Source organism: Tenacibaculum sp. AHE14PA, from assembly GCF_019278465.1.
GTDB lineage: Bacteria > Bacteroidota > Bacteroidia > Flavobacteriales > Flavobacteriaceae > Polaribacter > Polaribacter bernardetii.
Genome location: NZ_CP058983.1, coordinates 2,249,689 through 2,268,946, shown reverse-complemented (window position 1 = coordinate 2,268,946; position 19,258 = coordinate 2,249,689). Strand labels below are relative to the sequence as shown.

Sequence of the window (19,258 nt, the reverse complement as noted above, 5' to 3'; positions counted from 1 at the left end):
GTTTCTTTGCATAAAATATAGAATATGAATTACCTATCGGTTGAAGGCATTGCAAAAGCTTACGGAGAAAAAGTATTATTTGAAGATATTTCTTTCGGAATCAATAAAGATCAAAAAATAGCTTTTGTTGCTAAAAACGGTAGTGGTAAAACCTCTATTTTAAATATTATAGCAGGAGTTGATGAATCTGATTCGGGGCAAGTGGTTAGTCGAAAAGACATTGATATAGCTTATTTATCGCAAGCGGATAACTTAAATCCGGACTTAACGATAGAAGAAACTATTTTTTCTACGGATAACAAAGTTTTATCAGTAATAAAACAATACGAAAAAGCAGTAGAAAATCCTGATAATGCAGATGCGTTTCAAGAAGCTTTCGAGTTAATGGAGCAATATAATGCGTGGGATTTTGAAACGCAATACACACAAATATTATCGAAGTTAAAGTTAGATAACTTACAGTTAAAAGTAGGGAAACTTTCTGGTGGACAAAAAAAGCGTTTAGCCTTAGCTATCGTACTAATTAAAAAACCAGATCTATTAATTTTAGATGAACCTACTAACCATTTAGATTTAGAAATGATTGAATGGTTAGAAGTCTTTTTTGCCAAAGAAAAAATAACCTTATTTATGGTTACGCACGACCGTTATTTCTTAGAACGTGTGTGTAATGAGATTATCGAATTAGATGAAGGTAAATTATATAAATATAAAGGTAATTACTCATATTACCTTCAAAATAAAGAAGAACGTTTAGCACTGGAAGCTACCAATTTAGGAAAAGCTAAAAGTTTATTTAAAAAAGAATTAGATTGGATGCGTCGCCAACCAAAGGCACGTACTACAAAATCTAAATCTCGTATTGAAGATTTTAATCAAATTAAAGATAAAGCTCACCAGCGACGTAACGAGCATGAAGTACAGTTAGAAATTAACATGGAGCGTTTAGGGAGCAAAATTTTGGAGCTTCATAAAATGAAAAAATCGTTTGATGATAAAGTAATTTTAGATGGCTTTGATTATGTTTTTAAACGTGGCGAACGTATTGGTATTATAGGTAAAAACGGTACAGGTAAATCTTCTTTTTTAAATATGTTAACAGGAGCTATCGAATTAGATGGCGGAAAAGTAACTGTAGGAGAAACTGTAAAGTTTGGATATTACACCCAAAACGGAATTGAAATAAAACCAGGACAAAAAGTAATTGAAGTAGTTAAAGAATTCGGAGAATATATTCCGTTATCTAAAGGACGAAAAATATCTGCAAGTCAATTATTAGAGCGCTTTCTTTTTGATAAAAAAAAGCAATACGATTTTGTAGAAAAATTAAGTGGAGGAGAACAAAAACGTTTGTACTTATGTGCGGTTTTAATTCAGAATCCGAACTTTTTAATTTTAGATGAGCCTACCAACGATTTAGATGTTGTAACGCTAAATGTATTAGAAAATTTCTTACTAGATTATCCTGGTAACTTAATGGTGGTTTCTCACGACCGTTATTTTATGGATAAAATTGTAGATAACTTATTTGTATTTAGAGGAGAAGGAAAAATTGAAAATTTCCCTGGCAATTACTCTGATTTTAGATCTTATGAAGACTCTAAGGTAACAGAAGCAAGAGAAGTAAAAAAAGAAGTTGTAAAGCCTGTTAAAACAGCTAAGAAAGTAGCTTTAAGTTTTGATGAGAAACGCGAATGGGGTTTACTCGAAAAAGATATCGAAAGGTTGCAAAAGAAGAAAGAAGTTATTGAAGGTAAATTTAATAACGCTGAATTTTTACCCGAGGAAATTAATGATAAATCAATAGAGCTTCAGCAAATATCAGATGATTTAGAAACTAAAGAAGAACGTTGGTTAGAGCTTTCTATGAAAATAGAAGGGGAATAGTATTGTTTTTTATAAGGTTGATTATAAAAACTAGATGTAATTTTAAACCTTAATAACAGCTGTTTCAGGGAGCATTGGTTTATTTTAATAGCACAATAAAAATTGTACATAACAATCTAGGTTTTTAGAATGTCAGTTCGAGTGATTTTTTGGCAAAAAATCGTATCGAGAACTCGTTATGTAGCTAAAGTCCTATTCTCGATACAAACTTTACTCATTTCAATCTTAAAATTCACTCGAATTGACAGCGTTTTATCAAAATAGATAATAAGAACTTAAACCTTAACAACAGCTTTTTCTGCGAGCATTGGTTTATTTAAAAATCGTAAAACTAATTGCGCTACAGCAACGGTATCACGTTCACAATACTGAATAATACGCGGTAAGTTTTTTTCTTTGTAATACACATTGGCTACTTCGCTACCATCAATATCTTGTTTTGGTGAAGGAATTCCTAAAATAGAGGTTAATAATTTTAAAGAAGTGTAGTGTTTGTAATCACCAAATTTCCATAATTCTAAAGTGTCTAAATGCGGAACCTCCCAAGGTTTTTTACCAAATAAATTTAGTTTTTTAGGCAAGTTAATTCGGTTGATAATCATTCGGCGTGCGATGTACGGAAAATCGAATTCCTTACCATTATGTGCGCATAATAAATGTTTATTTTGATTAAAATGTTTATCAAGCAATTCTTTAAAATCATTTAAAATAACGCCTTCATCATCCGAAGAAAAAGAAGTAATCCTAAATTGTTCTGTTCCATTATTTTCAACGAAATAACCGACAGAAATACAAATTATTTTTCCGAATTCAGCCCAAATACCCGCACGATAATAAAAATCTTCCACATTAATTTCATCCTTCCGTTGATATTGTGTTTTTAAAGCATATAATTTTTGTTTTTCATCCGATAAATCAGAGAATAATTCTACTTCAGGAACCGTTTCAATATCTAAAAACAAGATATCCTGTAAGTTAATTTTATCTAGCATTTTTTATTTCTTTTTTTAAAGATACAAAACCTCCTTATAAAAGAAAAACTTGTAGTTGTTAGTTACATTAGTATTTAAGCAAAGGTTTATGAATGATTAAATGAATGTTAAGTTAAGTAGTAGTGTACAAGATTTATAATATTATAGTTACTTTTGGGTAACACAATATAAAATGACCTATGAATACGAATGATGTTAAAATTTTACTTGTTGATGATGAGCCTGATATTTTAGAAATAGTAGGATATAACTTAAAATCAGAAGGGTATCAAGTTTTTACAGCCAACAACGGTGCAGAAGGAGTTAAATTGGCAAAAAAAGTAAGTCCGCATTTAATTTTATTAGATATAATGATGCCTCAGATGGATGGTATTGAAGCGTGTCAAAAAATAAGAAGTATTAAATCTTTAGAGAATGTAATTATTTCTTTTTTAACAGCTCGTGGAGAAGATTACTCACAAATGGCAGGTTTTGATGCTGGCGCTGACGATTATATTACAAAACCTGTAAAACCAAAAATATTAGTAAGTAAAGTAAAATCTCTTTTAAGACGTTTAAAAACAGCAGATGAAAAAGATGCTACAACGAAAGTTGGCAATATTGTTATAAACAGAGATGAATATGTAGTTTTTCAAGGTGATAAAAAGATAGCTTTACCACGAAAAGAATTCGAATTATTATCATTATTAACATCAAAGCCAGGCAAAGTATTTAAAAGAGAAGTAATTTTAGATAGTGTTTGGGGAAATGAAGTTGTGGTAGGAGGAAGAACTATAGATGTTCACATTCGTAAACTTCGAGAAAAAATAGGAGATGATTTCTTTAAAACTGTGAAAGGAGTTGGGTATAAGTTTGTTTTAGAGGAAGAAAAATAATTAATAAACCAAAAAAATTATATAGATTGCTTATCAAGCAATCTATTTTTTTATAATGAAGAAAATTAAAAAAACATACCGATATGCGCTCTGGTCAGCACTATATTCTACTTCAATTTCAGTAGTAATAGCATTATTATCTTACTTTCTTCTAATTAATTTATTAGGTATTGGAGCCGTTATTGTATTCGGAATTGTAATGTTTGTTATTTCATTTTTTATAATTCAGTACAGAGCCGAATATTTTATATATCAAAGAGTAAAAAAATTATATGAAAATATATCTATTCTTGATGTTAACGATTTAGAAAGAAAAAATGTAACAACAGATGTTGAAGCACTAACTAACAGTGTACAAAAATACGTTGAGGAAAGAAGTGAAGAAATAGCTGTATTAACCCAAAGAGATAGTTTTAGAAGAGATTTTTTAGGAAATGTAGCTCACGAGTTAAAAACACCACTTTTTACAGTACAAGGTTATATTTTAACGTTGATTGAGGGCGCAGCTGAAGATGAAGAAATACGTACAAAATATTTAAATAGAGCTAATAAAGGAGTAGAGCGATTAACCTCAATTATTAAAGATTTAGATATGATTGCTAAGTTAGAAACAGAGGGGATGAAAATGAATATAGAAACCTTTAATATTTTAGAGCTTATTCAGAATGTTTTTGATCTTTTTGAAATGAAGGCAAAGAAGAGAAATATTACTTTAATGTTTGATAAACTATATGATTTTCCTCATTTTGTTAAAGGAGATGTAGAGCGTATAGAGCAGGTTTTAATTAATTTAGTAGTAAACTCTATAAAATATGGTAAAGTAGGTGGTGTTACAAAAATAAGTATTGAAAGCTATAACCCTAATAAATTTATCATTAAAATAATTGATGATGGAGAGGGAATTAAACAAGAGCATATTTCTCGTTTATTCGAACGTTTTTATAGAGTAGATCAAAGTCGTTCTCGTGAACAAGGTGGTTCAGGATTAGGTTTATCTATCGTAAAACATATTATCGAAGCACATCACGAAACTATTTTGCTAAAAAGTGATTACGGTAGAGGTTCTGAGTTTTCTTTTACTTTAGAAAAAGCAATATAAAAGAATTTTCACCTAATTATTAATAGCTCTTTTAACCAAACAAATAATAGTTTCTGTCAGGGACACAAAATTTTAAGCAATCTGTACAAATGTTATGTATTTAACTAGTTTTTCTGCTGATATTTGCAGTGTAACACACAAAGAAATTCATATTGATAATTGGGGGATTAATCAATAAATATAAAAAAAGCGTCACTTTTAAAGTGACGCTTTTTTAGATATATATGTTTTATTTTTACATTAAATCGAACCCGATATCTTTTCGGTAATTCATACCTTCAAAAGAAATTTTATCAATACTCTTATAGGACTTTTCTAACGCTTCTTTAATAGAATCTCCAAAAGAAGTAATTGCCATAACTCTTCCTCCGTTAGAAACTACTTTTCCGTCTTTTTGGGTAGTTCCGGCATGAAAAACGATAGAATCATTTACCGATTCGAAACCAGTAATTTCTTTCCCTTTTTCATAAGCCTCAGGATAACCGCCAGCAACTAACATTACCGTTGTAGCTGTTTGAGAAGTAACTTCGTATGATTTTTCATGCAAAGTTTGATTTGCAACACCTTCAAATAAATCTAGCAAGTCAGATTTAATTCTAGGTAAAACAACCTCTGTTTCAGGATCTCCCATACGCACATTGTATTCTACTACAGATGGATTTCCGTTGTCGTTCATCAATCCTATAAAAATAAATCCGCGATAATCAATTCCGTCTTTTTGTAAGCCGTTTATAGTTGGTTTTACAACGAGTTCTTCTATTTTTTGTAAGAAATCATCTGTAGCAAATGGAACGGGAGAAATAGCGCCCATTCCGCCTGTATTTAAGCCAGCATCACCTTCACCAATACGTTTGTAGTCTTTTGCAGAGGGTAAAATTTTATAATTTTTTCCGTCAGTTAAAACAAAAACAGAGAGTTCAATTCCGTTTAAAAACTCCTCGATAACTACTGTAGACGAAGCTTCTCCGAATTTTTGATTCGAAAGCATTTCTTCTAATTCAGATTTTGCTTCTGCTAAATCAGTTAAAATTAAAACTCCCTTCCCTGCTGCCAATCCATCAGCTTTTAAAACGTATGGAGGTGCTAAAGTTTCTAAGAATTTTTTTCCTTGAGCTAAAGTTTCGGCTGTAAACGATTCGTATTTTGCAGTAGGAATGTTGTGTTTTATCATAAACTGCTTCGAAAAATCTTTACTTCCTTCTAATAAAGCCCCGTCTTTTTTAGGGCCAATTACAGGAATGTTTTTCAAGTCGTTATCTGCTAAGAAAAAATCGTGAATACCCGCAACTAAAGGAGCTTCAGGGCCTACAACTACCATCGTAATATTGTGTTTTAAAACAACTTCTTTTACTTTGTTAAAATCAGTAGGATTAATAGTAATATTTGTAGCTACTTTACTTGTACCTGCATTACCAGGTGCTACAAAAAGTTTTTTTGTTTTGTTACTTTCTGAAAGGCTTTTAGCAAATGCATGCTCTCTACCTCCAGATCCTAAAATTAAGATATTCATTGTTGTTGTGTTGTTGTGTTGTAATTGCAAATATAAAGTAAGAAAAAAGGCTATAGGCAAAACAACTCTCAAAAATCAGCTAAAAAACAAAAAAAGCCTTCTTTTTACTTAAAAGAAGGCTTTTTAAAATTTATTTGTGATTGTACTGTTACTAAAATATTTGCTCTAATATTTTTTGAGTAATAGCATAGGTTGGTGTTACTCCGCTCATTCCTAACCCTCCAGAAGCAAGTGTTGCACCTGTTTCTAAGGGGTTATCTGAAGCATAATATGCGTATCTTACTTTAATATCTTCTCGTACGTTTCCTCTAATTTTAGAAGCAGATTGAATTGCTTTTTGATAATGTGCGCCTTCCATTTCTAAACCAATAACATTCCAGGTAGAATCATGGAAGAACTTAAGTAAGTCTTTATTTTGTAAAGAAGTTCCTAGTACACTCACCATCGTTCCATCAAAAACCTGTACACCAAAGTCTTCTAAATCTTCTTTTGCTAATTCGTTTTTAAACGGATAATTATCAGCAGTACCTTCAAAAATATGTGAAGAAGGAATCATAATGTCTCCTTTACCACCTTCTAAAATACCAGCTTTACCCATAATAGAAACCGAAAGAACATCTAAGTGAGTAGATGTGTTTCCTGATTTATATGGCTTCAATAATTCATCCATTGTTTCAAATGCTTGTTCTCCGAAAGCATAATCCATTACAATAATTACTGGTTTTTCGCCGACAGAATTTACTTTGTCGTATGAAGTTGTATCGAAATCGATTTTATCAGTATCAATAATCTGAACGTTGATATTGGTTCCTGAAGTATCTTTTAAATAGATTAATCCGTTTTCTGATGCGTAATTTTTAACAGCCTTTTGTAAAGGTTGGCTATTCGCATTACTTAATACTTCAAAAAGCTCAAAGCCTTTATGCTTTTTCGTTTCTTTTGGTAAGGCGTTTTGTGCGTAAATACTATTCATAACACTGTGCATATTGGCACTAATAATATGAATAGGACGTTCTAGTAAATTATTATCTAAAAGATTCTTTTTAATGTTGTTTGCCCAGATTTCACCATAAAAATGATGTCCGATTTCTTCAATTAAAACAGAACTAAATTTTACAGAGCGTTTTTGTTCTAAAAGCGCTTCGTTTATAGCTAGTTTACCTAACCAATAAATAAGGTGGAAAAAACGATTCGGATTTTCTTCAGTAGCAAACGTATTATAAGCATCGTAAACCTCGTCGTACGTTCTTCCTAAGATATTACCAAGGTGCACAACAATTACATCTTTTTCTTCGTCAGTAAGTGTTTTATTATACAAAACAACCTCTTCTAAATGCACCCATTCTCTAATAAAACCTTCGCCATTATCAATAACAACGCGATCTTTAATTTTATGAGATTCTATAAATAAGAAAGTAAGGTGTGTAAGAATATCGTAAATTTCAGAACGACCACGTGTAATTTCAATATTCATTTGATCTTTATCGATACGGTAACAATTTCTTCTTCTTTTAGGAGGAACAATTGTTTTAAATTTAGAGTTTCTATAACCTTCATCAGCTGTAAGGTAAATGAACTGGCACTCTTCAATTCCTTCTGGTAATCGCTCTATAATATACACTAAACCGTTTAATTCGGTTTTGTCTTCAGCAATCGATCCGTAAATTTCAGGTCTTAATTGTAATAATGATTTACGTAATGTTTCTCCAGAAATACCCATTGGTTTATAAAAACCACGACTAAATAAATGACGCATAGAAATATATAATTTTTCTATGGCATTGGTAGATTCTTGGGCTCTGGTACGTTCTTTATGATTGGGTTTTGACATATTTGTTTTTAAAGCACAAATATACAAAATATGTTGTGGATACTATTTGGTTAAAATAGTATTATATTTTTTTTGATTTTTAAGTAAATCTACTGCTTTACTTATCGTTTCATCATTTTTAAGTTGATGTTTAAAAACGCCTTCTTTGTAAGTATATCGCTCTATAATTTCGTTTTGTATCTCTTTTGATAAAACATCTTCGTTTAACGCTATTTTACTAACTTTTTCTTCTTTTAATTTTTGAGAAATAGCATTATATTCTGGTAAAATAGTAACGTTATTTTTTACTGAAAGATATGCTGTTTTAAATAATTGCTCTTCTTTAGTAACGAAAACGGTGTCTTTGTTTAATAAATACTCTTTAAAGTTATTGAAATCGGTAGTTTTAAAAAGATAATTTTCAGTATTTAAATTGGGATTTTCATTTGTAAAATCGGTAGCAAAATTAAAAATAGCTCTCGATTTTAATAATTTTTTTGTTACTGTATTTTTTTTAGAAAAGTCCATTTTAATATCGGGAGTAACACCGCCACCTTCATAAACAGTTCGCCCATTTCTTGTGGTAAATAAATTTACTGCTCCGTCAGAAAACTTCGGTACTTTACCTGTTTTAGCATCGCGATTAGCATAATCTAATTCCTGAATGCAACGACCACTTGGTGTATAATATTTAGAAATAGTAGCCTTCATTTGCGTTCCGTAATTTAGCTTAAAATAACGTTGTACTAAGCCTTTACCAAAAGAACGTTCACCCATAATTACAGCGCGATCGTAATCTTGTAAAGCGCCAGAAACAATTTCTGAAGCAGATGCAGAACGCCCATTTATTAAAACAACAATAGGAATTTCAGTGTCTAAAGGTTCTTGATTCGTTTTATAAGTTCTACTATTTTTTTTAATTTTTCCTCGAGTATCAACTACTTTTAATCCTTTTGGGATAAATAAATTAGTAATATTTACAGCATCGAATAAAGAGCCACCTGGGTTACTACGTAAATCGAAAACCAATTTTTTCATTCCCTTTTCTTTTAATTCGCTAAAAGCTTTAGAAACCTGTTGTGTTGCTTTCTGGCTTGTAAATCGTGTTAAAATAATGTATCCGGTTTCGGCATCAATCATATCGTAAAAAGGCACCGGATTTACAATAACTTTATCTAGCTTTAAGCTGATTTTTTTAACAATATTGTTTCTAAGAATAATTAAAGAAAGCTCTTTATTAGGGGTTCCTTTTATCATTTGAGAATATTGACTTTTCTCTAATTCAACCAATTTTTGATCATTTACAGTGGTAATAATATCACCGGCTTTTAAACCTGCTTTATCCGCAGAAAAACCTTTGTAAACCTCGGCAATAACAATTCCTTTTTTTGTGTAAAAAGTAGTAATTCCGATGCCACCATATTCCCCTTCACGGCGAATTCGTGCATCTTCCACTTCTTGTTCGTCGTAAAAATTAGTGTAAGGATCTAAACTTTTTAAAGTATTTTTTATGGCTTTATTAGTCAACTCACCAGGGTTAATTTCATCAATATAATTAATGTTTAACTCCTTAAATAAGTTGTTGTAAATCTCTATTTGCTTCGCTATTTCAAAAAAACGAGATTGAAATGAGAATAACAATGAAATGATAATAAGAGCGCTAAAAAAAAGTACTTTTCTATTTTTCATCCTTGGTAGTTTCTGCAACAAAAAGTGTTAATAATTTCTGCATTTTACGTTCTATATCAGCATACGTCCATTCATCTCTTGCAATATAAGAAATCATAAATACATGAGGTTGATTTACAGCGTTATAAACAGTGTGTTTCTCTTTTCGGTAGGTTTCTCTAAGTAATCGTTTTATGCGGTTTCGATCCACAGCACTTTTAAAATTTCTTTTAGGCACAGAAACCCCTACCTGAACAGGAAATTTAGAAGTATGTTCAGTTTGTATATACACCATTCGTAGTGGAAAAACTTTTATAGATTTCCCTTCTTCATATAGCTTTTCTATTAGCTTTTTGCTCTTTAATCGTTCTTGTTGTCCTAGCGTAAATCTCATCTATTACAAACATACATAAATCGATACTAAAAACCATTTTTTTGAGTATTTTTGAATCAATACTTTTAAATAAAACTACTGTAATTAATTTTCGATCCATCGATATTTACTCGCATTAGTAATTAACTTTAACACAAACCTATGAAAGCCGATTTATTTCAAGCACCAGATTATTATCAAACTGATGATTTGTTAACCGATGAACACAAACTTGTTAGAGATACTGCTCGTGAATGGGTAAAGAAAAATTTATCTCCAATAATAGAGGATGCATCGCAAGAAGCAAAGTTTCCAATACAATTATTAGAAGGTTTAGCTGAGGTTGGTGCTTTTGGGTCTTACATTCCAACGGAATATGGTGGCGCAGGATTAGATCAAATTTCTTACGGATTAATAATGCAAGAGTTAGAGCGCGGCGATAGTGGTATTCGTTCAACAGCGTCGGTACAATCGTCGTTAGTAATGGGGCCAATTTATAATTACGGAAACGAAGCACAGCGAAAAAAATATCTACCAAAATTAGCTTCTGGTGAATGGATGGGTAGTTTTGGTTTAACAGAGCCAAACCATGGAAGTAATCCGGCAGGAATGGAAACTAAGTTTAAAGACATGGGAGATTATTATTTACTTAATGGTGCAAAAATGTGGATTTCTAACGCGCCAATTTGTGATGTTGCCGTGGTTTGGGCAAAGAATGAAGAAGGACGCATTCATGGTTTACTTGTTGAAAGAGGTATGGAAGGTTTTTCTACACCCGAAACACACAATAAATGGTCATTAAGAGCTTCAATTACAGGAGAACTTATTTTTGATAATGTAAAAATTCCTAAAGAAAACCTACTACCTAATAAATCTGGATTAGGAGCACCTTTGTTGTGTTTAGATGCTGCTCGTTATGGAATTGCTTGGGGAGCAATAGGTGCCGCAATGGATTGTTATGATACTGCTTTGCGTTATGCAAAAGAACGCACACAATTTGGTAAGCCTATTGGGCAATTTCAGTTGCAACAGAAGAAATTAGCAGAAATGATTACCGAAATTACAAAGGCACAACTTTTAACTTGGCGATTAGGTGTTTTAAAAAATGAAGGACGCGCAACGTCGGCTCAAATATCTATGGCAAAACGTAATAATGTTGATATGGCTATAAAGATAGCAAGAGAAGCAAGACAAATTTTAGGAGCTATGGGAATATCAGGAGAGTATTCTATTATGAGGCATTCTATGAATTTAGAAAGCGTAATTACCTATGAAGGAACACATGATGTTCATTTATTAATTACTGGCTTAGATATTACAGGTTTAAATGCGTTTAAATAAAAAAAGAAATGTTCTAATTACTAATTCTCTCCAGAATATAACCAGAACACCTCTCTTTAAATTAACTATTATAAAATAAGAAGAAGTACCCTAAAAGTTTAACCACCAACATATAAATAGAGCACTCCTTCTAATAATTAACTATTATAATTATTGCTACAAAAAATTATTCTTTTTTCTTACCACTGCTTATAAGTATTAAAAGAGTTATAACTAAACCTAGGCAAACAAGACCAAAAATGGCAATCATAAAGGTGCCGTTTGTCCAAGAAACTAAAGGGGTCTTAACTAATTGTATCATAGTTATTTATATTTATTTCAAAAATAAACATAAGATTAACTGTAAAATATGATTTTTATCAGGTTTTAGAAATAGTTGATTAGAAAATAGTTTTATTTCTAATGATGATTTATGAAGTTTTAAAGAAAAAAATGTAATTATATTGTTTCTAATTTAATCAGTCAAAAATATTATTTAGATCGGTTGTTGCTATTTTCTTTTTTACCATTATAAATTAGCTCAGCAGTTTCTTTATCTTCTTCTTTTGTAGTTGTTTCAATTATATTGTTAATGACAGAAGAACTGATGTTAAAAACACAACAAATAGGAAAGTGATCAGAACCTATATACCCTAAAAGGCGTAATTCTTTTATAATAATAGAAGTGCTGTGAAAAACTAAATCTAAAGGAGCTCTAAAAAACCAATATTTAGCATGATAAGAAGCAAGAATACCTCTACCATTTCTACCATCAATTAAGCCACTATTTTTACGAAACAAATCGGCAATTCTAGACCAAGAAACAGTATTAAAATCACCAACAACAAGCGTTGGTTTTTTAATTTCTTTAACTCGTTTTGCAATACACATTAAATCGCCATCACGTTCTTTAGAAGTTTCTTCTTCGGTTGGACTCGGCGGCGGTGGGTGCACACAAAAAACAACAAAACCTTCTCCATTTTTTGTTTTAAAATGAGCCTCAATACTCGGAATGTCATTTGCAATAAAATAGTGTGTCTTTATTTCTTGAAAAGGAATTTTTGCATAAAAATGCATTCCGTAGGTGTTTTCTAGCGTTATTTTTTCGGTATAAGGATAATCGCTTTCTAGGCTACGCATTTCAAGTTCCCAATCTTTATTACTTTCGATGGTAACAAAAAAATCAGGTTTTTCACTTCGGATAAATTCTTTAAACTTTTTAAACTGAGTATTAAACTGATAAATATTAGCAGAAATTACTTTAAAGCTTTGTGAATCAGTCATGCTTTTCTTTTCGCGTTTATAAAACTTAGTAAAACGAGCTAAAAGATAGATGTTGTAAATAATTAAAATAATTTGAAATATTAAAATTAACCAAAACCACTTGTTTCTATCAGAAAAAACAAAAAGACCAATACTTACAATTATTTGAAGAATTAATAGTTGTATTTTAATAAATTCAGGAACACGAAAAGCCCAATGCTGATTTTTTACAAACGGCAATAGGTTTAAAAAAATAAGAACTAGTGATAAGATTAGAAAAAACACATCCATTTCTAAAAATTTATGCAAAGTTACCATAAACATGGGCCAATACAATAGTTAAATCATAATTAGGATTATTCTTTAAATTTAGTATCTAATCCGTCAATACTAGTTTGGTTTTTATCTTCCCAGTATTGCTCAATACCACTTTCTCCTATGTCATCTGCCCAATCTAACAGTTCGTTGCGTTCTTCTTTGTATTCGTAAAAAGGGATTGACATGCCGCATGAATTTTGTGCACTTTCAATAGTTACATCAAATATTTGTCGAGTTCCTGATAGTTTAGGAAATTGACTAATTAATTCATTCCAGTCACTATCATTTGGCAATACTTCTTTTGCTTTTCCATACAAACGTAAAATGTTTGGAGCGCCTTCAAAAGCACAAAACATAATAGTAATTCTTCCGTTCTCTAATAAATGAGCTGAGGTTTCATTTCCGCTTCCCGTAACATTTAGCCAGGCAACGCGATTTTCGTTTAATACCCGAAAAGAATCCATTCCTTTAGGAGAGAGGTTTATGCGTCCGTCTTTAGCAGCAGTTGCTACAAAAAAAACTTTTTGTGCTTCAATAAATTTTTGAATTCTAGAAGTAATTTTATTGTAAAATTTAGCCATAATTTTTTATTATTCTTCCCAGTCTTTAGTACGTTCAACAGCTTTTTGCCATTTTGCATATAATTTTTCTCTTTTTTCTGAAGGAAAAGTAGGAGCGAAGGTGTTGTTAATTTTTCGCCTATTTAAAATATCCTCTTGTTTCCATAAACCAACAGAAATACCAGCTAAATAAGCGGCTCCCATAATGGTGGTTTCAATAATCTCTGGTCGTTCAACTTTTGTGTTTAAAATATCTGCTTGAAATTGCATTAAGTAATCATTAGCGCAAGCACCGCCATCAACTTTTAAAGAAGTTAATTCAACTTCACTATCTTTTTGCATTACCTCTAAAATATCTTTAGTTTGGTAGGCAAGAGATTCTAAAGTAGCTTTTACTAAATGGTTTTTACCTGTGTCTCTGGTTAATCCGAAGATAGCACCACGTGCATACATATCCCAATATGGGGCACCTAAACCAGCAAAAGCAGGAACGACATATACAGGGTTTTCTCCTTTAATCTCTTTGGCTAAAGCTTCACTTTCTTCGGCATTGCTAATAATTTGTAATCCGTCACGTAACCACTGAATTGCTGAGCCTGCAACAAACACACTTCCTTCAAGAGCATAGTATATTTTATTATCAATTCCCCAAGCAATGGTTGTTAATAATCCGTTTTTAGAATATTCAAGGTTTTCACCAGTATTCATCAACATAAAACAGCCGGTACCGTAAGTGTTTTTAGCTTCACCTTTACTAAAACATGCTTGTCCGAAAAGTGCAGCTTGTTGGTCACCAGCAATTCCTGCAATCGGAATTTGATATCCATCTAATTCATAGTTTCCAAAATGATGTGAAGAGGGTTTTACTTCAGGTAACATTTTGATAGGAATATTGAGTTCTTTTAATAATTTTTCATCCCAACATAAATTTTTAATATCATACAGCATGGTGCGAGAAGCATTACTGTAATCTGTAGCATGAACTTTACCGTTGGTTAAATTCCAAAGTAACCAAGTATCAATAGTTCCGAATAATAAATTTCCTTTATCGCCTTCTAATTTAGCATCTTTAACGTTATTTAAAATCCAATTTATTTTAGTGGCAGAAAAATAACTATCTATTACTAAGCCCGTAGTTTTACGTACATAGTTTTCTAAGTCTTTTTTCTTTAATTGCTCGCAAATATTAGCAGTTCGTTTGTCTTGCCAAACAATAGCATTGTATATAGGTTTACCTGTTTTTTTGTTCCAAACAACAGTCGTTTCTCTTTGGTTGGTTATACCAATACCTACAATTTCAGAAGGAAGAATTTTAGCTTGTTTAATCGCTTTTTTAAATGTTGATAATTGAGTTTCTAAAATCTCTTCAGCATTATGTTCTACCCAGCCAGAATGTGGGAAAATTTGTTTAAATTCTTGCTGATTCATTGCAATTATTTCTCCAGACTCGTTAATAATTACCGAACGAGAGCTCGTTGTACCTTGATCTAACGCAACAATGTATTTTGCCATTTAAATTGTAATGAGTAGTTAAAGGAAGCAATTTACAATTTAAAATTTGGCAAATAAAAAACCTTCTTGATAATTTTATCAAGAAGGTTTTTATCCCATTTTTAATTGCTACTAATGTTTTAAAGCATACCCAGCACCTTTACCTAGTTCAGATAAAGTTGATAAAAAGTCGTTTAAAATCACTGTAGTTTTTTTAAGTAAAAAAATCCCCATTTTTTTAAGTTATTAATTAATACCCCTTAAGTTTTGTTCAAAAGAACATTACAAATATATAGTGGCTATTTTATTTTAGAAAGGGGATTACCGTAAGAAAAAATGTAGTTTTCCGGATAAGTAGTTGTTTTTTAGTTGTTTATGAAAAAACCTTCTAGAGTTTTCTAGAAGGTTTAGTTTATCCCTTAAATACCATCTTTCGTTATATCCCCATATTCACGAAATCTGATGTGACAAATATATAGTGCTTTTTTTATTCTATAAAAGGGATTACCGCAATAAAAAATGTGTATTACCGCAATGCTATTTTTGTTACTTATTAAAAATAAAAACACCTATCAATAGCAGTGATAGGTGTTTTTTACAAATTGTTTCTTTTTCAGAATCTTCCCATAGAATATTAAATTCTACAGCAAATATATATTGCTTATTTTGCTTTGTGTAGGGGATTACCGCAGTAAAAAGTGTAAATTACCGCAAAAATTAATCTACAATACCTAATTCCTTAGCTTTTAGTACTAAGTCGGTATTGTTATGTGCTTGTAAATCGGTTCGAAGTTTTGCTAGTTTACTTTCTATAGAGCGAACTTTAACTAAAGAACCGTCAGTTTTTTTTACAACACCCTCTAAATTTGCAATTTTAGCATGGTTTGGCAGTTCTTTTAAAATTTGAATAGCAACATCATCCATTTGAATTTCAACTAATGCTCTTTTTAAAAGTTTTTGATGTATTTCATGTGTATAATATATTTCATCCTTTAACATTTTTTGAATAGCAAAGGTTAATTCATCTGTACTGCAATTTCCTTTTAAAATATAAGCAGACGGATTTAAATTATGAATAACATTAAAAACACGATTGGTTTCTGAATGACCAGTAATTACTCCAGTTTTTATATTGATTCCTTCGTTTTTAATAGCTTTTATTAAAGCCTCACCTCCATCTAAAATAACATTTCCGTTATTGTTATCGAAACTTAAATCAGTAAAAACAATATGAAATGGATTGCTATGAAGTGTTGTTTTTATTCTAGAAAAGGCTTCATCACAAGAATTTGCGGTTTCTATTTCTAAATTATCGATATCTTTTAGATAAGAAATAATTCCTTCGATAATTAATTGATGGTCATCAACTAAAAGTATTTTTGTTTGTCCAGACATTTATGGGGATTTGTATGCTAGTTTTGGTTCCGTTACCTTTTTCGCTTTCAATGTTTAGAGTTCCATTTAACTCTTCAACACGTTCTTGTAAATTTTGTAAACCAATTCCTTTTTTACTAATAGCGGTATCAAAACCAATACCATTATCAGTAATAGTCAAATGTACATATTTTTTATGTACTGTAAAATCGATACTTATTTTACTTGCTTGTGCGTATTTTTTACTGTTTTGAATACTTTCTCGAGTGCTTAAATATAGTAAGCGTTTAATAGCATCGTTTATGGTATGCCATTGGTTTTCCTGTAAACCTGCAACAGTTATTCTAAAATCTAGTTCGAAATAATCGCTTACTAAGTTAATTATTTGGTCTTTAAAAGAAACTTTACCAAAACTAATACTACTTAATTGGTGCGATAAATTACGTACGTTTTCTTTAACAGTATCAAGTTTTTTTGCTTCTTCTAATAAATTAGATTTTTCTAATTTTTGATGTAATAAACGCAAATCTCCAGCCACCTCATCGTGCAATGATTTTGCAATTTGCTGTCGCTCGTGTTCCCTAGCTCGTACTCTTTCTAACTGCGCCAAGTATAATAGTTTTCTTTTTCTAAAGAAGAAAAATAAGATGCTCACACCAAATAATAACAAGCCACTTGCAGCCGCCAACCAGCCAATAGTTTTTTGTTGTTTTTGATAAGTAATTTCTACTTCCTTCTTCTCATTATCAGATTTTAAAACAGTGTTTTCTTTTTCTTTTTTATCAGTTTCGTACCTAATTTTAGCAAACTGATTTTTTAGTTGACGCTCTTTAGTAAACAAGCTATCATTAAGTTTAATGTATTGTTGTAGGTAGCTTTTTGATTGCTCACCTGTTGTTAAGGCTGAAAGGTTTTTTAAAGCTTCTAACCATTTTTTGTTATTATGTGTTTGCTTGGCATATTTCAATGCTTTATTTGAATGAAAGAGCGCTTTTTTATTTTGATTAATATCTTTGTAATAGTTAGAAATATTTATAAGTGTAATACTAGCATTACTAAGATTATTATTGTTCTCTCTAATTTTTAAAACCTCATTATACTGTTTTAATGCATTTGTTTTATTACCCAATAAAAAATTGCTAGCAGTTAAATTTTCTAATAGTAAAGTATATTGTATTGGGTATTTTTCTTTAATACTATCAAAAGCTAATCCTTTTTTAAAATAGGGTATAGCTTCTTGATGCTTGTTTTGATTTTGATAAAGAAAACCTGTGTTATTTATAATATTTAAATACCCAATATTGTTATTGTTTATTTTATTATATGTTAATGCTTTTTTATAATAAAATAAAGCTTCTTTTTTTTGATTTAGTTCATCTGAGACTAAACCTAAAATAGTATAATTTCTTTCTAAATATTTATCCGATTGAATAGGTTCTAAATATTGTAAGGCTTCTATAGCACTTACTTCACCACCTAAATAATCTCTTGCTTCACGTTGCAAATAAGAAAGACTTAGTAAACGCCTACCTACAGCTAAAGAGTCTTTTAAATTTTTTGAGATATTTTTAGATTGATGATAATAAAAAAAAGCACTATCAATGTTTAATAAAATTTTTTGTTCTAAAGCTTTAAAGTGTAGGTGTTTTGCTAGTAAAGTAGAATCTTTGTTTTTTAAGAAAAGTTTATTAATGTTTTTATTGGCAAAAAGAAGGTTTTCTGTTGAGTTACTAAAATAAGAATTAGTACCTAATTTGAAATTAGTTTTTTTTATTAAAGAATCAATACCAGATTCATTAGCATAAAAAGCTGCTTTTTTAAGCAAAGGAATGTTTTTGGGACCATAAACATTATCTACCTTTTTTAAATAGAAATTAACAGAATCTATCTCTCTATTTTGTGAAAAAGAAAATTGAATAAAGAGAACAAGAGAAAATAAGAGAAAATTTTTAGTCATAAAATAAAAAAAACACCTTGTTTAAAACAGGGTGTTATAAATAAGTTTATTTACCATCGCCACCTTGGCTACCACCACCACCACCACCGGTGCCTCCTGTTCCTCCACTGCCAATGCCACCAGTATCGTTTCCTCCACCTGTTTTTGGGTTATCTGTATCTGGGCTTAAAGTCATTGCCACTTCTTGTAAATTTTTGTTTTCCATAGTAATAGTTTTTAATTTAAAATTTTAGTGGGGAACTAATTAAGGCAACTAAATTAAGATGTTTAAAATAAAAACACAAAGAATTAACTGCTTTTTATGATGTTGTCTTCTGTGTGTCATTGCGTTTTTAACCTTTCGTCATTGCGAGGTACGAATCAATCTTTAGGTTAGGAGTTTTTAATGAAGAGATTACTTCATTCGTTCCTCTCTCGTAATGACGTGCTGTTTTGTGTTTTCGTCATTGCTATTTAAACCTTTTGTCATTGCGAGGCACGAAGCAATCTGTTAGTTATGTTTTCTGAATGAAGAGATTACTTCGTCATTCTTCCTGGTAGTGACGTGCTGCGTTTTGTGTTTTCGTCATTGTTTTTTAACCTTTCGTCATTGCGATTTAAACCTTTTACGTCATTGCGAGGCACGAAGCAATCTTTAACTTTTGCGTTCTGAATGTTGAGATTACTTCATTCGTTCCTCCTCGTAATGACGTGCTGTGTTTTGTGTTTATGTCATTGCTTTTTAACCTTTTGTCATTGCGAGGTACGAAGCAATCTGTAAC

15 protein-coding genes are annotated in these 19,258 nt (G+C 30.9%); 4 read left to right on the top strand and 11 right to left on the bottom strand.

The genetic code is table 11. The annotated features are described in order from the left end of the window. The first annotated feature begins 24 nt into the window (after window positions 1–24). On the top strand, window positions 25–1,887 hold the full coding sequence (locus tag H0I30_RS10465; protein WP_218771808.1) for an ABC-F family ATP-binding cassette domain-containing protein: 1,863 nt from the start codon (window positions 25–27) through the stop codon (window positions 1,885–1,887). A gap of 275 nt (window positions 1,888–2,162) precedes the next feature. Here the strand turns inward: H0I30_RS10465 and H0I30_RS10460 are convergent, their stop codons facing one another. Further along, on the bottom strand, window positions 2,163–2,879 hold the full coding sequence (locus H0I30_RS10460; protein ID WP_218771807.1) for a 3'-5' exonuclease: 717 nt from the start codon (window positions 2,877–2,879) through the stop codon (window positions 2,163–2,165). A gap of 179 nt (window positions 2,880–3,058) precedes the next feature. Here H0I30_RS10460 and H0I30_RS10455 point away from each other — a divergent pair, with 179 nt between their 5' ends. Next, a complete protein-coding gene (locus H0I30_RS10455) occupies window positions 3,059–3,754 on the top strand; it encodes a response regulator transcription factor (protein WP_218771806.1) in 696 nt (231 codons plus the stop codon). Window positions 3,755–3,809: 55 nt separating this feature from the next. Next, the gene (locus H0I30_RS10450; RefSeq protein ID WP_218771805.1) at window positions 3,810–4,853 is read left to right on the top strand and encodes a cell wall metabolism sensor histidine kinase WalK; all 1,044 of its coding nucleotides are present in this window, start codon (window positions 3,810–3,812) and stop codon (window positions 4,851–4,853) included. A 235-nt stretch (window positions 4,854–5,088) separates the two neighbouring features. Here the strand turns inward: H0I30_RS10450 and purD are convergent, their stop codons facing one another. The 4 genes from purD to rnpA all read right to left on the bottom strand — a co-directional run bounded on the left by purD (window position 5,089) and on the right by rnpA (window position 10,235). Further along, a complete protein-coding gene (gene purD / locus H0I30_RS10445) occupies window positions 5,089–6,363 on the bottom strand; it encodes a phosphoribosylamine--glycine ligase (protein WP_218771804.1) in 1,275 nt (424 codons plus the stop codon). Window positions 6,364–6,514: 151 nt separating this feature from the next. Continuing rightward, window positions 6,515–8,194: a hypothetical protein gene (locus H0I30_RS10440; RefSeq protein WP_218771803.1), complete on the bottom strand. Its 1,680-nt coding sequence runs from the start codon at window positions 8,192–8,194 to the stop codon at window positions 6,515–6,517. Between the two features lie 42 nt (window positions 8,195–8,236). Beyond that, window positions 8,237–9,862, bottom strand: a complete 1,626-nt coding sequence (locus H0I30_RS10435) for a S41 family peptidase (protein ID WP_218771802.1) — start codon at window positions 9,860–9,862, stop codon at window positions 8,237–8,239. After that, the gene (rnpA, locus tag H0I30_RS10430; RefSeq protein WP_218771801.1) at window positions 9,852–10,235 is read right to left on the bottom strand and encodes a ribonuclease P protein component; all 384 of its coding nucleotides are present in this window, start codon (window positions 10,233–10,235) and stop codon (window positions 9,852–9,854) included. Before rnpA ends, H0I30_RS10435 begins: the two co-directional genes overlap by 11 nt. Window positions 10,236–10,376: 141 nt before the next feature. On the opposite strand from rnpA, the gene H0I30_RS10425 reads away from it, so the two are divergent. Beyond that, a complete protein-coding gene (locus H0I30_RS10425; protein WP_218771800.1) occupies window positions 10,377–11,555 on the top strand; it encodes an acyl-CoA dehydrogenase family protein in 1,179 nt (392 codons plus the stop codon). Between the two features lie 471 nt (window positions 11,556–12,026). Here H0I30_RS10425 and H0I30_RS10420 read toward each other — a convergent pair whose 3' ends face one another. The 6 genes from H0I30_RS10420 to H0I30_RS10395 all read right to left on the bottom strand — a co-directional run bounded on the left by H0I30_RS10420 (window position 12,027) and on the right by H0I30_RS10395 (window position 18,702). Then, the gene (locus H0I30_RS10420; RefSeq protein ID WP_255554369.1) at window positions 12,027–13,037 is read right to left on the bottom strand and encodes an endonuclease/exonuclease/phosphatase family protein; all 1,011 of its coding nucleotides are present in this window, start codon (window positions 13,035–13,037) and stop codon (window positions 12,027–12,029) included. Window positions 13,038–13,153: 116 nt separating this feature from the next. Next, window positions 13,154–13,696 (bottom strand): pyridoxamine 5'-phosphate oxidase family protein, encoded by a 543-nt coding sequence (locus H0I30_RS10415; RefSeq protein WP_218771798.1) that lies wholly within the window; start codon window positions 13,694–13,696, stop codon window positions 13,154–13,156. 9 nt (window positions 13,697–13,705) lie between these two features. Then, window positions 13,706–15,187 carry a glycerol kinase GlpK gene (gene glpK / locus H0I30_RS10410; RefSeq protein ID WP_218771797.1) on the bottom strand — a complete coding sequence of 494 codons (1,482 nt, stop codon included), beginning with the start codon at window positions 15,185–15,187 and terminating at the stop codon, window positions 13,706–13,708. Between the two features lie 696 nt (window positions 15,188–15,883). Continuing rightward, complete coding sequence (locus H0I30_RS10405) at window positions 15,884–16,561, bottom strand: response regulator transcription factor (protein WP_218771796.1); 678 nt, start codon at window positions 16,559–16,561, stop codon at window positions 15,884–15,886. Then, entirely contained in the window at window positions 16,530–18,365 is a 1,836-nt protein-coding gene (locus tag H0I30_RS10400) for an ATP-binding protein (protein WP_218771795.1), read from the bottom strand. The genes H0I30_RS10405 and H0I30_RS10400 overlap by 32 nt, the downstream gene beginning before the upstream one ends. A 178-nt stretch (window positions 18,366–18,543) precedes the next feature. After that, complete coding sequence (locus tag H0I30_RS10395; protein ID WP_218771794.1) at window positions 18,544–18,702, bottom strand: hypothetical protein; 159 nt, start codon at window positions 18,700–18,702, stop codon at window positions 18,544–18,546. Between the last annotated feature and the right edge of the window lie 556 nt (window positions 18,703–19,258).